The 13,897-nt window shown below is 34.3% G+C and carries 7 protein-coding genes, 5 tRNA genes and 1 riboswitch; of the genes, 9 read left to right on the top strand and 3 right to left on the bottom strand.

Going from position 1 to position 13,897, the window contains the following annotated elements; genetic code table 11:
* Positions 1-31 precede the first annotated feature (31 nt).
* The 9 genes from dnaE to ACYSNV_RS01395 all read left to right on the top strand — a co-directional run bounded on the left by dnaE (position 32) and on the right by ACYSNV_RS01395 (position 10,026).
* Positions 32-4,567 carry a DNA polymerase III subunit alpha gene (gene dnaE, locus ACYSNV_RS01435; RefSeq protein ID WP_461760776.1) on the top strand — a complete coding sequence of 1,512 codons (4,536 nt, stop codon included), beginning with the start codon at positions 32-34 and terminating at the stop codon, positions 4,565-4,567.
* A gap of 98 nt (positions 4,568-4,665) precedes the next feature.
* Positions 4,666-4,983 carry a thioredoxin gene (gene trxA / locus ACYSNV_RS01430; protein WP_461760775.1) on the top strand — a complete coding sequence of 106 codons (318 nt, stop codon included), beginning with the start codon at positions 4,666-4,668 and terminating at the stop codon, positions 4,981-4,983.
* A gap of 268 nt (positions 4,984-5,251) precedes the next feature.
* Positions 5,252-5,325 (top strand) — tRNA-Asp (locus ACYSNV_RS01425).
* Positions 5,326-5,463: 138 nt separating this feature from the next.
* A tRNA-Asp gene (locus ACYSNV_RS01420) sits at positions 5,464-5,540 on the top strand.
* 186 nt (positions 5,541-5,726) lie between these two features.
* Positions 5,727-5,803 (top strand) — tRNA-Asp (locus ACYSNV_RS01415).
* Between the two features lie 173 nt (positions 5,804-5,976).
* Positions 5,977-6,053: transfer RNA gene (locus ACYSNV_RS01410), tRNA-Asp, on the top strand.
* Between the two features lie 147 nt (positions 6,054-6,200).
* A tRNA-Asp gene (locus tag ACYSNV_RS01405) sits at positions 6,201-6,274 on the top strand.
* A 218-nt stretch (positions 6,275-6,492) separates the two neighbouring features.
* Positions 6,493-6,698: riboswitch (cobalamin riboswitch) on the top strand.
* A gap of 418 nt (positions 6,699-7,116) precedes the next feature.
* Positions 7,117-8,439 carry a DUF5074 domain-containing protein gene (locus tag ACYSNV_RS01400; protein ID WP_461760774.1) on the top strand — a complete coding sequence of 441 codons (1,323 nt, stop codon included), beginning with the start codon at positions 7,117-7,119 and terminating at the stop codon, positions 8,437-8,439.
* Positions 8,440-8,778: 339 nt separating this feature from the next.
* The gene (locus ACYSNV_RS01395; protein ID WP_461760773.1) at positions 8,779-10,026 is read left to right on the top strand and encodes a leucine-rich repeat protein; all 1,248 of its coding nucleotides are present in this window, start codon (positions 8,779-8,781) and stop codon (positions 10,024-10,026) included.
* Between the two features lie 482 nt (positions 10,027-10,508).
* Here ACYSNV_RS01395 and ACYSNV_RS01390 read toward each other — a convergent pair whose 3' ends face one another.
* The 3 genes from ACYSNV_RS01390 to ACYSNV_RS01380 are packed head-to-tail and all read right to left on the bottom strand — an operon-like array spanning position 10,509 to position 13,883.
* Complete coding sequence (locus tag ACYSNV_RS01390) at positions 10,509-11,351, bottom strand: DUF4465 domain-containing protein (RefSeq protein WP_461760772.1); 843 nt, start codon at positions 11,349-11,351, stop codon at positions 10,509-10,511.
* A 10-nt stretch (positions 11,352-11,361) separates the two neighbouring features.
* Positions 11,362-12,609 (bottom strand): cell surface protein, encoded by a 1,248-nt coding sequence (locus ACYSNV_RS01385; protein WP_461760771.1) that lies wholly within the window; start codon positions 12,607-12,609, stop codon positions 11,362-11,364.
* Between the two features lie 8 nt (positions 12,610-12,617).
* The gene (locus ACYSNV_RS01380; protein WP_461760770.1) at positions 12,618-13,883 is read right to left on the bottom strand and encodes a cell surface protein; all 1,266 of its coding nucleotides are present in this window, start codon (positions 13,881-13,883) and stop codon (positions 12,618-12,620) included.
* Positions 13,884-13,897: the final 14 nt, after the last annotated feature.

The following is a 13,897-nucleotide window of genomic DNA, read 5'->3' as shown; positions in this document are numbered from 1 at the left end:
CTATTTCGACTTAAACATCTAAAAATCAGGTATGTATTTAATTTTTGATACGGAAACCACAGGTCTTCCTAAAAGCTGGTCAGCACCCATTAGTGATACAGATAATTGGCCACGATGTGTCCAAATAGCATGGCAATTGCATGATGCAATGGGTAATGTAATAGAACATCAAGATTATTTAATTAGACCTGAGGGATTTGATATCCCTTACGATTCTGAGCGTATTCATGGAATTTCAACGGAGTTAGCCCAAGAACAAGGTGAAGACTTAAAAATTGTATTACAAAAATTTAATGAGGCTTTAGGTAAAGCTAAATTTATTGTAGGGCAAAATTTAGGTTTTGACATTAATATCATGGGTTGTGAGTTTTATCGCTTTGGTATAAGTACGGTGATGCAGAGTATCTCGGTATTGGATACTTGTACAGAGGTAACGGCTGAATTGCTACAGCTCCCTGGTGGACGCGGTGGTAGATATAAGCTTCCGACTTTAACGGAATTGCATTCCTATTTGTTTGGGGTTGCTTTTGGCGAGGCTCATAATGCCACGGCAGACGTGGAGGCTACGGCAAGATGTTTTTTTGAGTTACTACGAAAAGGTGTGTATACCAGTGAACAGCTCCAAAGTAATGCTAATTATTTACATGAATTTAAGGTTTATAACCCAAAGCCGTTTGAGTTAATTGGATTAAGACATATTAATTTAAAGAAAGCCTCAGATCAAATTCGAGCCAGATTAGCTAAGCAACAAAGTCCGGTTCAAACCATTATAACCCAGCAAGATAGGGAGCTTTTTGAGAAGTCTAAATTTACTCATTTGCATACTCATACTCAATTTTCCATATTGCAAAGTACAATTGCTATTGGAAAGTTGGTGCAAAAAACAGCTGAACTTCAGCTTCCTGCCGTAGCTATGACAGATCATGGTAATATGATGGGAGCTTTTTTATTTGTAAAAGCCGTGAGTGATTACAACAAATCTTTAACGGCTATAAACCAACAAAAAATCCAACAAGGTGATAAACCTTTAGAGGAATTAAAACCAATTGTTGGTTGTGAGTTCTTTGTTTGTGAGGATCATACAGATAAGAAGAAAAAAGATAATGGTTATCAAATAGTTCTTCTTGCAAAAAATAAAAATGGTTATCATAATTTGGCCAAAATGGCCTCTATAGCTTATACAGATGGTTTTTACTATGTACCTAGGATAGACAAGAATATTATCTCTCAGTACAAGCAAGACATTATGGTTTTAAGTGGGAGTTTGTATGGAGAGGTATCTAGTAAGATTTTAAACATTGGAGAACGTCAAGCCGAGGAAGCTCTTTTGTGGTGGAAAAATGAATTTGGGACAGATTTTTATGTTGAAGTGATGCGTCACAATCAAGAGGATGAGAATCGTGTTAATCAAGTACTGATTCCTATGGCTCGTAAACATGATGTGAAATTAGTAGCTACCAATAATGCATACTATTTAGATAAAAAAGATGCAAATGCACATGATATTTTACTTTGCGTAAAGGACGGGGAGAAGCAATCCACACCAATTGGAAGAGGTAGGGGGTATAGATATGGATTACCTAACCAAGAATATTATTATAAATCTGAATCTGAGATGAAAGCTCTTTTTCAAGATGTGCCTGATGCAATATATAATATCCAAGAAGTTGTAGATAAGGTGGAACCTTTTGTATTACATCGAGATGTGCTTTTACCTAAGTTTGATATTCCTGCGGAATTTCAAGACCCTAGTGATTTGCTAGGGGATGGAACCGGGAAAAAAGGAGAGAATAATTTTTTACGACATTTAACTTACCAGGGAGCAAAAAAACGATATAAACAAATTACGGCAGAAATAACCGAGCGTTTGGATTTTGAGTTGGAAACTATTGAACGCACAGGTTATCCCGGATACTTTTTAATTGTTCAAGATTTTATTGCCGCAGCTCGAGAAATGGGAGTTTCAGTAGGTCCAGGTCGTGGTTCTGCTGCGGGTTCAGCTGTTGCATATTGTTTGGGAATTACCAATTTAGATCCTATTGAATACGATTTGCTTTTTGAGCGTTTCTTAAATCCAGATCGTGTTTCTATGCCTGATATTGATATTGATTTTGATGATGAGGGAAGAAGTAAGGTTATGGATTATGTAATAGATAAGTACGGAGCCAATCAAGTGGCTCAAATTATCACTTATGGTAAAATGGCTACGAAATCTGCAATTAGAGATACTGCTAGGGTTTTAGATTTACCTTTGTTTGAAGCAGATCGGATTGCTAAATTAATCCCGGCAATGATGCCTTCAAAATGGAATTTAAATAGATTCTTAAGTGAGGATGAACAGGCAATAAAAGCAGTTTTAAGACAGGAAGATTTTGATAAGATAAAGGAATTAATAGCCTTGGCTAAAGATGATACTTTGGCTAGTGAAACCATTCAGCAAGCAAAAATTTTAGAAGGTTCCATGCGTAACACAGGAATACATGCTTGTGGGGTAATCATTACCCCTGATGATATTACTAAGTTTGTTCCTGTAACTCTTGCAAAAGACTCTGATTTATACGTAACTCAGTTTGATAACTCAGTTGCCGAGAGTGCTGGTTTATTGAAAATGGATTTCTTGGGTCTGAAGACTTTAACCTTAATTAAAGATACAGTTAAGCTTGTTAAGTTTAGAAGTGGAATTGAAATTGACCCAGATCAGATTCCAATTGACGATAAAAAAACATATGAGCTGTTTCAAAGAGGAGAAACAGTAGGGGTGTTTCAATATGAATCTCCCGGCATGCAAAAACACATGCGAGATTTAAAACCTACGGTTTTTGGGGATTTAATTGCAATGAATGCTTTATATAGACCAGGCCCCATTGAATATATTCCTTCTTTTATTAATAGAAAAAACGGAACAGAACCTATTGTCTATGATCTAGATGCATGTGCGGAATATTTACAAGAAACCTATGGTATTACTGTCTACCAGGAGCAAGTGATGCTTTTATCACAAAAATTGGCAGACTTTACAAAAGGGGAAGCGGATGTTTTGCGTAAGGCTATGGGAAAAAAGCAAAAGGATGTTTTGGATAAAATGAAGCCTAAGTTCTTAGCTCAAGCCAGTGCAAAAGGTCATGATGAAATTATTTTAGAAAAAATTTGGAAGGATTGGGAAGCTTTCGCATCTTATGCATTTAATAAATCACACTCGACTTGTTATGCGTGGATTGCTTATCAGACTGCTTATTTAAAGGCGCATTATCCGGCGGAATACATGGCTGCGGTGTTGTCTAATAATATGAATGATATTAAACAAGTCACCTTTTTTATGGAGGAGTGTAAGCGAATGGGATTACATGTTTTGGGTCCCGATGTTAATGAGTCATATTATAAGTTTACGGTAAACGAGGATTATGCCATTCGCTTTGGAATGGGTGCTATTAAGGGAGTTGGGCAAGGCGCTGTAAATACGATCGTGGAGAATCGAAAGGATGGGAAATATACATCTATTTTTGATTTAGCTAAGCGAGTAGATTTAAGAGCAGCTAATAAAAAGGCTTTTGAAAATTTGGCTTTAGCAGGAGGGTTTGATTGTTTTTTAGGTACTCATAGGGCACAATATTTTTACAGTGATACACCAGATAGTCCTGCTTTTTTTGAAAAAGCTATCCGTTTTGGATCCAAGAGTCAAGAGAATGATAATTCTTCTCAATTTAGTTTATTTGGAAGCAGTGAAGAGGTTGCAATTCCAGAACCTGTTTTTCCAATTTGCCCAGAATGGACTACTATGGAAAAGCTAGCAAAAGAAAAAGAGGTAGTGGGAATTTATATATCTGGACATCCTTTAGATGACTTTAGGCATGAAATAAAATATTTTTGCAATGCTTCTGTTGAGCAAATGGGTAATTTAATACCATTCACTGGACGTGTGGTTAGCTTTGCAGGCATGATAAGCGATGTTCAATTTCGTACATCCGCCAAGGGTAAAGATTGGGCAGCGTTTACTTTAGAGGGTTATGATGAGGGTTTTGAGTTTAGGCTGTTTAATGAAGATTTTTTAAAGTTTAGGCATTTTTTATTACAAAATACCTTTGTCTTTGTTAAGGCACAGGTTAAAGAGGGGTGGATAAGGAAAGATACCGGAGAGAGATCTGAACCTCGTTTACAATTTTTAGAAATGCGTTTACTTCATGAGGTAATACCAAGTCTTGCAAAAAATCTTTCAATTAGAATGAATATTCATGAAATAAAAGGGGATTTAATTAACGAGTTAAGACTAGTTTTTGATAGACATCATGGGGATAAAAACGTCTTATTCGAGGTAGTGGAATTAGAGAAGATAAAGGCGGCGATTTCAAAGAGCGAAATGCCAAATTATTTAGAATTTGACTCAGAAGATCCAATACAGGATAATGGGTTTGAGTCACCTGAGTTTGTAATGCCTTTAGAGCCTTTAAACAGGGAAGAGTTTCGTGTAATAAACAAAGTTGAGTTTTCCAGTAGATCGGCAAGAATTGATATTAGTTCAGAACTATTAGAAGAGTTAGAGTTATTGCAAGTTGACTTTAAAGTAAATTAGTGTTATTGATAGTTGTATAGATAAAATTGTTTTAAAGTAAACAGGAAAGTTTAAATTATTTACTAGATTTGTCAGTATAACAAAAAAACTTATTAAAGATGGCATTAGAAATAACAGATGCTACTTTTGAGGAAGTAGTATTAAAATCAGAGAAGCCCGTAGTGGTTGACTTCTGGGCAGTATGGTGTGGACCATGTAAAATGTTAGGTCCAGTAATTGAAGAATTAAGTACAGAATATCAAGGAAAAGCAGTAGTTGGTAAAGTAGATGTTGATGCAAATCAAGAATTTGCTGCTAAATTCGGTATTCGTAATATTCCTACAGTGTTAATTTTCCAAAATGGAGAAGTAGTTGGGCGTCAAGTTGGAGTTGCTCCAAAGCAAACTTATGCAGATGCTATTGATGCTTTATTATAATATCATAGGGATATCTGTAATAAAAATATAAGAGAAATCTTACGTGAAAAAATCTTCGGTAAACGAAGATTTTTTTCGTTTAAGATGTAGTAGAAGCTAGAGTAGATAAGGTGTGGGTAAAAATATTTAAATTTTATCATTTTATAGATTATTGATTTTCAGGCAGGTTAAAAAAAACTTTAAAAAAATAGTATTTTTTTTCGCCCTAGGATTTGCAAGTGATTAAAATGGTTGTATATTTGCACCGCATTACAGCAATAACGACGAAGGTTTGGTAGTTCAGTTGGTTAGAATACATGCCTGTCACGCATGGGGTCGCGGGTTCGAGTCCCGTCCAGACCGCAAAAGAGAGTTAAGCATCTCTGAAAAATTGGAGATGCTTATACAATCTACTCTTAAGAAAGAAAGAAGTTTTAAAACTTTGATTTTTTAAAAAAAGAGTTATCTTTGTCAAGAGTAATGATTTTTTTGGTTAATACTGGTTTGGTAGTTCAGTTGGTTAGAATACATGCCTGTCACGCATGGGGTCGCGGGTTCGAGTCCCGTCCAGACCGCCAGTATAAAAGAAGCCTCTCACAAGTTGGGGGGCTTTTTTTGCCCTGTAAAAATGTCGCTATTTTTACGAGGTTCTAAAAATTAGTTGTGTTGTTAAGTGCCTAAAAGCACTAAGGTTTAGTAGTTAGACCAATGAAAAGCTTTCCTAGTGCAGGAGAGCTTTTTTAAAACACAAAGACATACAATCTGGTTTGGTAGTTCAGTTGGTTAGAATACATGCCTGTCACGCATGGGGTCGCGGGTTCGAGTCCCGTCCAGACCGCCAGTAAAAATACCTCTCAAGAGTTGGGAGGTTTTTTTTGCCCTGTATAAAAGCTAGGGTTAAAAATTAGTTGTGTTGTTAAGTGCTTAAAAGCACTAAGGTTTAGTAGTTAGACCAATGAAAAGCTTTCCTAATGCAGGAGAGCTTTTTTAAAGCACAAAAAGACATATAAATCTGGTTTGGTAGTTCAGTTGGTTAGAATACATGCCTGTCACGCATGGGGTCGCGGGTTCGAGTCCCGTCCAGACCGCCAGAGCTGAATCTAAGGGGTTTAGCAATCATACTCTTTACTAGGTATGATATAAAAACTAGTTGTGTTGTTAAGTGCCTAAAAGCACTAAGGTTTAGTAGTTAAACCAATGAAAAGCTTTCCTAGTGCGGGAGAGCTTTTATTTTATTTGGTTTGGTAGTTCAGTTGGTTAGAATACATGCCTGTCACGCATGGGGTCGCGGGTTCGAGTCCCGTCCAGACCGCTAAAGAGCACATGGAAAGCTATTTCATTAATTTTAATGGAATAGCTTTTTTTTTGGTGTTATTTAATGTACAAATTAGGACTTATCTTTTTTTGGTATGTAGTTGTTTTAAGTTTTTTCCTTGAAATTACCTTTATTTTTATCAACTGATTTAGGGCTTTGAGGTAAAGCAAAAAATATATTAATAAGCAATATTTTTCGAATGCAAAATTTATGTTATGTTTGCACTAGATTTTGGTGTTGCTATTATATAACATATAAAAGCGATGAAAAGAGAATCAGGTGTGAATCCTGAACAGACCCGCTGCTGTAAGCTCTAGTAAAAGTCCTTGAACATAACTTATATCCACTGTTTTTTATTAAAATGGGAAGGTAGTTCAAAGATGGAGTAAGTCAGAAGACCTGCCAAATTCTTTAGTTTTAAGGCTTTCGGGGTACGAAGATAGAAACGCAAAAGATTCCGTTATTTTTCACTTTATAAACAATGTAAGTGATTGGTTTAACTTTTGTTTTTTGAAAAAACATCATACTACCTTTTTTAAGCTATCAAATAATTAACCAACTTGTTTAAATGCAGATAATTTTATTGAAGCTTCTATTGATTATTGTTTATCGTTTGAAGGTGTTTGCTGTTTTTAAAATTAGTGTGATCTTTTTTAAAGAGATGCTTCTTTGGTTATTATTTCCTTTTTTTATTGTTAGTCCACGGTATTTTCATAATCAAACTATAGATGTGGTTTTAGGCTCAAAAGTTTTATGAAAATCTGTAAAATACAAAGGGATTACGATGCATTAAGGTATTCATTATTATAACCTATTCACTAATATATAAATCATAAAAAATGAAAAAAATTACATTTCTATTAATCTCGTCTTTGTTATATCTAACTAGTTGTTCTAGTGATGATGTAACACGTGAATTAAGTATACCCCGAGTATCCATTGAAAACTTGTCCGAATCTACTTCCACGGCTCAAGGAGATACAATTTTTTTAAAGGCAAATATTAAAAGCACAAGGGAGAGTTCTGTTATTTGGTCTTTAGATGGTGAAAAGTTTAAGGGTACCGATGATTTAATTTTTAAATTCGTTTCTGATCAAATCGGATCTCATGAAATTGAGCTTTTTTCTTCAAATTCTGACGGGCAAGCAAGTAGTAGTATAACCATTGATGTGTATGGAAAGTATAAATATGGTACTTTTGTTTTAAATGAGGGAAATATGACCACAGGTAGTGGTTCTTTGTTATTTATTTCTCCTCAAGGGGTTGCTACCGATAGTGCTTATTATAAAGCAAACGGTTCGTTTTTAGGAAATGTTAGCCAGGACTTATTTATAAGCGAAGGAAGAATATTTATTATTTCTCAAAACGGATCTAATGATGGTACTTTGGTTGTAGCAAATGCCGAGACTTTAAAAAAGGAAATGTCATTCAATGGAGAATTATCTTCTTTAAGTTGGCCAAGTCATGTAGCGGTTTTAAAAGATTATGTATTTATTCGCGATAATAATGGAGTTCATCGTTTTAATATCCGTACAAAAGAGCTTGAGTTAATACCAAATACAAGAGGTGCTTTAAAGAATCGTATGGCTGTTGTAAATAACAAAGTGTTTGTTCCTGGAAATAAATCTGTTTTAGTAATACAAGGTGATAATCTAGAGGTTTCACATGTGATTGATATGCCAGGTGCAGTATCCGGGGTTATTAAAACATCAGATGGAAATTTATATGTTTCTACAACAGGGAGTCCTAATAAAATTACCAAAATAAGTGCAACGGATTATTCTGTTATTCAAGAAAATGAAATTACACAAGGTAAAGTTGGTGCAGGTTGGGGGGCTACTCCTGGTATTAGCGCAAAAGGGGATACAATTTATTTTAGTAATGCAAGTACTACTATTTATAGACATGTTTTCTCTTTACAACAAACAGAACTGGTAGCCAATGTAAAGGACTATGTTGAAGATGCTAATATTGTATATAATAACCTAGCTGTTCACCCTATTACTGGTCAGGTATATTTCAATACAATTAAAGGATATGGTTGGGATTACTTAATTAATAGTCTTAGCGTTTTTAATTTCTCTAAAAACCCTATTTTAGTTGAAAATTATAAGGATCTTACTGATTTTCCTGCTGGAATCTTTTTTACTTATGATTTCTAAGAAATTTATATAAGACAAGGATATGTTTTTTTTTAAAACCTAGCTTCTTTGTTTGTAAATAATAAAGTCCGAATACTTCTTTATAGAGGTTTTCGGGCTTTTTTTAATTAGCTAAATTGTACAATAGGCTATTTTATCATACCTTTAACACCTTAACCATAGGCTTATTTTATTTGGAGATTATACGACTTTTTACAAGAAGATTCAAAAAAGGTATAGCAAGAAAGTAAGTTAATTTATCTAGTATTTGTTTGCTAACATAGTCATGACTATTAGGCATACTATTTGCTAAGAGTAGAGCAGTAAAATTAGATGCATATTTTTTAAAATACCTCAACAATGAAGAGATTCTTATTCTATTTTAACTTTTTAGTGCTTTTATCAATCACTGGAATTATTTCTAGTTGTTCAAGTGATAAACCCATTGCTATTGAAACTCCAGTGGTAGAATTAGTTGAAATCACTACTGTAACTAGAGATTCCGCTTTAGTGACTTATAATGTAACAGGATTAGAGCTTTTATCCCATGGGGTTCGCTACGCAACTAACCTGCAAGATTTAAAAAATCAGAAATTAATAAGTGCTAGTGATGGGAAGGTAAGTATAGGTGATTTGAATTACAATACTCTTTATTATATTCAAGCTTTCGCTACCAACGTACTGGGTAGTAGTCAAAGTGAAGTAATGAGCTTTATTACCTCGGGGCCAAGTAGTTTTATGGAATTTGAAAACATGCAAGCTCTAAGGGACTATATAGAAAAATATCCGCTTGCTGAACCAGAGCTTCAAAGCCTTGCTATAGGTGGAGAGTTATCAGAATCGGATTATATGGAAATAGGTGATTTGGGCGGGCAAGGTGGTAGATTTCCTAATCTAAGTCATTTAGAACTTTCGCAAGTGCAAAGTATTGCACCTTATTCTTTTGCAAAAACCTTTAGTAATGCTTATAGATGGTTAACAGGTATCAGTGCTCCAATGTGTTTAGTGGTAGAACGTTTCGCTTTTATGGATTGTCAAGCATTAGTAGATATTGAATTGCCTATGGTAAATACCCTAGAGAGTTTTTCACTGTATAATATTGGATTAAAATCTTTTAGCTCGAAAAATTTTCCTAGTCTTGTTACCTTGGAAGATTTTGCTTTAGCTAGCGCTGATATTTCTAGCATTCAACTCCCTACGGTAAAGAATATTGGTTCTGTTTTACAAGGAGCAACTAACTTACAAGTTGTTGAATTAGGGCTTGAAATTATTCCTGAGAAAATGATGGCCTTTAGCGATGGAATTACAGAGTTAGGAGAAGGGTCGTTTCCCGTAGCCACTAGCATTGGAAGAAATGCTTTTGAAGGCTGTACAAGTTTAAAAAGAGCACATTTTCCTTCTGTAAATACAATTGGTAGTTCGAGTTTTTCACAATGTGATAATTTGACTCAATTGCGATTTGACGCTGATATTTTGGAGGTAGATCCTCAGGCATTTCAAGGTTTTGATACCCAGGAATGTATCTTGTTTATAAATTCAAAAATGGCTGAGTCGGTAGAAGGTTCTCTTTGGTTAGGTAAAAATTGGAAAGCTATTTTTATATTGTAAAGTTTCGCAGATTAGTTAAGGCTTGTTGGTAAATAGTTACTAAGATATTTGTAAAGTGACAGTGTTTTGTTCAAGGGGGCTTTTGTCATGTAAATAAGTTAATAGGGATTGGTTTAACTTAACAACTAATTTTCTAGTCACTTTTTTTTAAAAAATTTCTAATCAAAGCTAATGTTTGAATTAAAATGGTTTAAATTACACTAAGTAAGTGATAGGTTTTAAAGTAGTAATTTGAAAAACAGCAGATAGGTAGGCTTATTTATAAAACTTGTGGTGTTTTATATACTAAATATTAGAATAAGTTAAAGCAAGGAGTGATGGTTATTTTTCAAAATAAACTTAGACATATATTTAGTCTTTCTAAGTAGATAATCCAATTATTGAAATCTAATAGGTGGCAAGATTTAATAAGGTCTATCAAAATAAAATAAGAAAACTCATTTTAATAACATTAAAATGAGTTTTCTTATTTTGTAGGTGATCTATTTATTTACAACTTCAATTTCTAAATCTCTCAATGTAAAGTAAGCAGGTGTATTCATTCCAAACTGTCCTACATCACTTGACTCAAGATAAAATACCAGGTATTTGATTTGACCTAATTGTTTTAGATCTACTTTTGTCCATTGGTCATTGATTTGTAGTTTGTCGGAAAAAAAATCAGCCAAATAATACTCAACACCTTGGGAGTTAATCACTTTTTTATCTTGGTCTAAACCATAGATTACTATTTTGAAGTAATCTCCTTTTTCAAATTTTTTTGCAAATGCATCTCCATTTACCATGGAGTAATAAGCATAAGGTGAATTTGCAACTTCAATCCATTGGGCAGCAGTTGGTCGATCTTGTTTTAGTTCTATGTAAGCATATGTCTGATCTAAGTCAATGTATGTTCCTTTTTGAATTTTTTCTGGTTTTTCTTGGGCATTAGCCACTAGAAAGCTTGTATCTGATTTGGCCATGGTTCCATACATTTTTCCATCATAGAATTCTGATTTATGGTCGGATTTATCTTGACTATTGGAAACAGTAAAACCTCTCCAATAGTTTCCATATTCACTTACGGTTACAAAGTGACTTATTTGGAAATTCTTGGAATCTAGGAAAACTTTTTCATTTGAAGAGGTCGATGGTGTTAGGGTATTTTCCCATATAAAGCCTTGCTCCACCGGTAGAGTTAGCTTAAAGGGGGAGAGGTCTAAATTTATTTTTTGTGATTGTGTAGTATCTGAAATTGAGTTATCGTCACTAGAGCAGCTAGCCAAAAAAATGGTTGTTAATAGCAATACAATAAAGCTATGTAACGAATTTTTAGTAAGAATCATTTTTGTTTTTTTATTTCGTTGAAATTATTTTTTGTTCCAAGTGTAAGTCTATTGCTCCTGCAACCTCGGTAGAGGTCTCGCCAAGAATTCCGGCCTGTTGATTTAAAGCACTATAAACACGAATAAAGTCTATGTATTTTAAATGGACTTTATTTCCATCTTTATCCACAGCCCAGTCAATGTCAATAGCACTGCGATTATCTGAATTAGGATGGTTATCTGCATATCCGTATTCAAAGGCGTCAAAAGCCCAATTACCATTGTTTTTGACATTATTAGGTAATAAAGTGCCCTTAAAGGTAATGGATTGCGCTTCAATCCATAAAGGGAAATAACTTTGAGAGTGGGAGGCGTTTTTGGACTTATATCCCTGATTGTTTTGATTATCCTGCCATCTAATATACTTATCTACTTGACCTTTGGCTGCATCTAAATCTGGATCGGGTTTAAAATATGTTATAGAGTAGTTTTTTATTGTTTTAGGATTATTATGTTCACTACCCATAATCTCAAACCACTCATCCGGGTCCGGTTTACCATTTTTGTTAAAGTCAACACCAACCATTATAATACCAGGTTCTGAACTAGCACTAGTGATTATTTGTCCATCAGAAACTTGGAAGGCATTTCCTAAAACTCTAAAGTCGGCTACTCCGGGTAGATTAATAATACTATGATCAAATGCAAATTCGATATAACCACCAAACCCTCCTAAGGAAACAAGCTCAGGCTTGTCTTTGGCTAATAAATCTTGAGCTTTTTGAATCATAGTTTGCTTTGTATCGCCTTTTTGGTATTTAGGGTATTTATTTACAAACTGACCATATGCTGGCTGGAAGTCATATACTTTTGTTAAGTGAGATTTAAAAGCAATTGGTTCTTTCTTTACGTGGATTTCGAATTCTTGGATTGTACTTTGTTGCTTGTCTGTAACCTCTACTTTGAAGCTATATATACCTAGATCTAAGGTTATAAATTCAAAATTTGGATTTGCTCCAAAGTCAATATTTGTAATTTTTTGGTTGTATTTTGTTTGTGTCCACGTAATTTCAGGATTATTAAAGCTCGATAAATCTGGTATGATTTTCAAAGGGGTACTTCTTGTTACATCGTAGGTTGAGTAAATATTTAAAGGTCCCTGAGGTATTTGTGGATTTTGTATATGATCTGTAGCGTTATCTGAGGAGCAAGCACTAAATATTATTGTGCCTACCCCCAGTATCGCATAGAAAGCGTAATGTAAAAGTTGTCTTTTCATTTGTTATTTTAAAGATGTAAATCTATTGCACCTGCTACTTCGGTAGATACTTCACCTAACCAACCGGCTTGTTGGTTTATTCCGGTATAAACGCGAATAAAGTCAATGCCTTTTAAATTAGCTGGATTACCATCTTTATCTACCGCCCAATCTATATTAATTTTACTTGCCTGATCGCTATTAGGAGCGTTATCTGCATAACCATACTCGTAGGCATATTGAACCCAATAAGTTCCATCTCCACTCTCATCGATTGAATTATCAGGTAATCTAGTACCTTTAAAGGTTATCGATTCTTCTTGTATCCATTGAGGAAAATAGCTTTGGTTGTGAAATACATTTTTAGGTTTATAACCTTGGTTACCTTGATTATCTTTATAAAAAACATATTGCTCTATCTCTCCGGCTTGTTGATCTAGCTCGGTACTGGGTTTAAAAAATGTGATTTCATAGTTATGAATCGTTTTAGGATTATTGTATTCGCTACCAGCGATTTCATACCATTCATCCGGATCTGGTTTACCATTACCGTTTTTATCAACACCAACAAGGATGATTCCAGGTTCGGAGCTACCTCCTCTTTGTCCCTGTGCGTTGTTACCCCAAAACGCATTTCCTAGAATTTGGAAATCTGGTTTTCCTGGGACATTTTCAATTGTATGATCAAAACCAAATTCTACATACCCACCAAATCCACCAAGTGAAATCATACTTGGTTTGTCAGTAGCTATAGCATCTGCAACTTTTTTTAACATGGTTTCTTTGGTATCTCCTGGCTCATATTGTGGTAGTTTATTAGTAAATTGACCATAGGCTGGTAGAAAATCAAATATTTTAGTAATATGTTTTCTATATTGAAACTCTAAATTGACTTGTTGATTGATTGAATCTATTTGTTGATTATTCAGTTCTGATTTATAATATAAAGTTCCTTGTATTACATAGGTATTTGACTTATTATCAACTAGAGAGATTTCTTTTGTAGTGCCAATAATGGAGTCTAGTTCTTGGTTATTTTTTTTGATTACTTTCCATTGATATGTGAAGGCATTACTTTGGATAACCTTTGGAGAAAGTTCTATGGCGTTATTAGTTAGTTCTTCATAGGAATTTTTGAGTTCGAATGGATTAGTAGAGTTCTTTAATTGCTCGAAGTAAGCATCTAATGAGGCATTCTCTGTAGATTGGTCATCGCTTGAACAACTGCTTGTTGTTATCGCAAATTGGAGAAAAAAGCAAAATAGTATTGCTTTTGTAATGAGATTTGATTTCATAATTTTTTAAAGTT

It is taken from the genome of Myroides sp. LJL119, from assembly GCF_054871605.1.
This window is presented reverse-complemented; position numbering and strand designations above follow the sequence as displayed.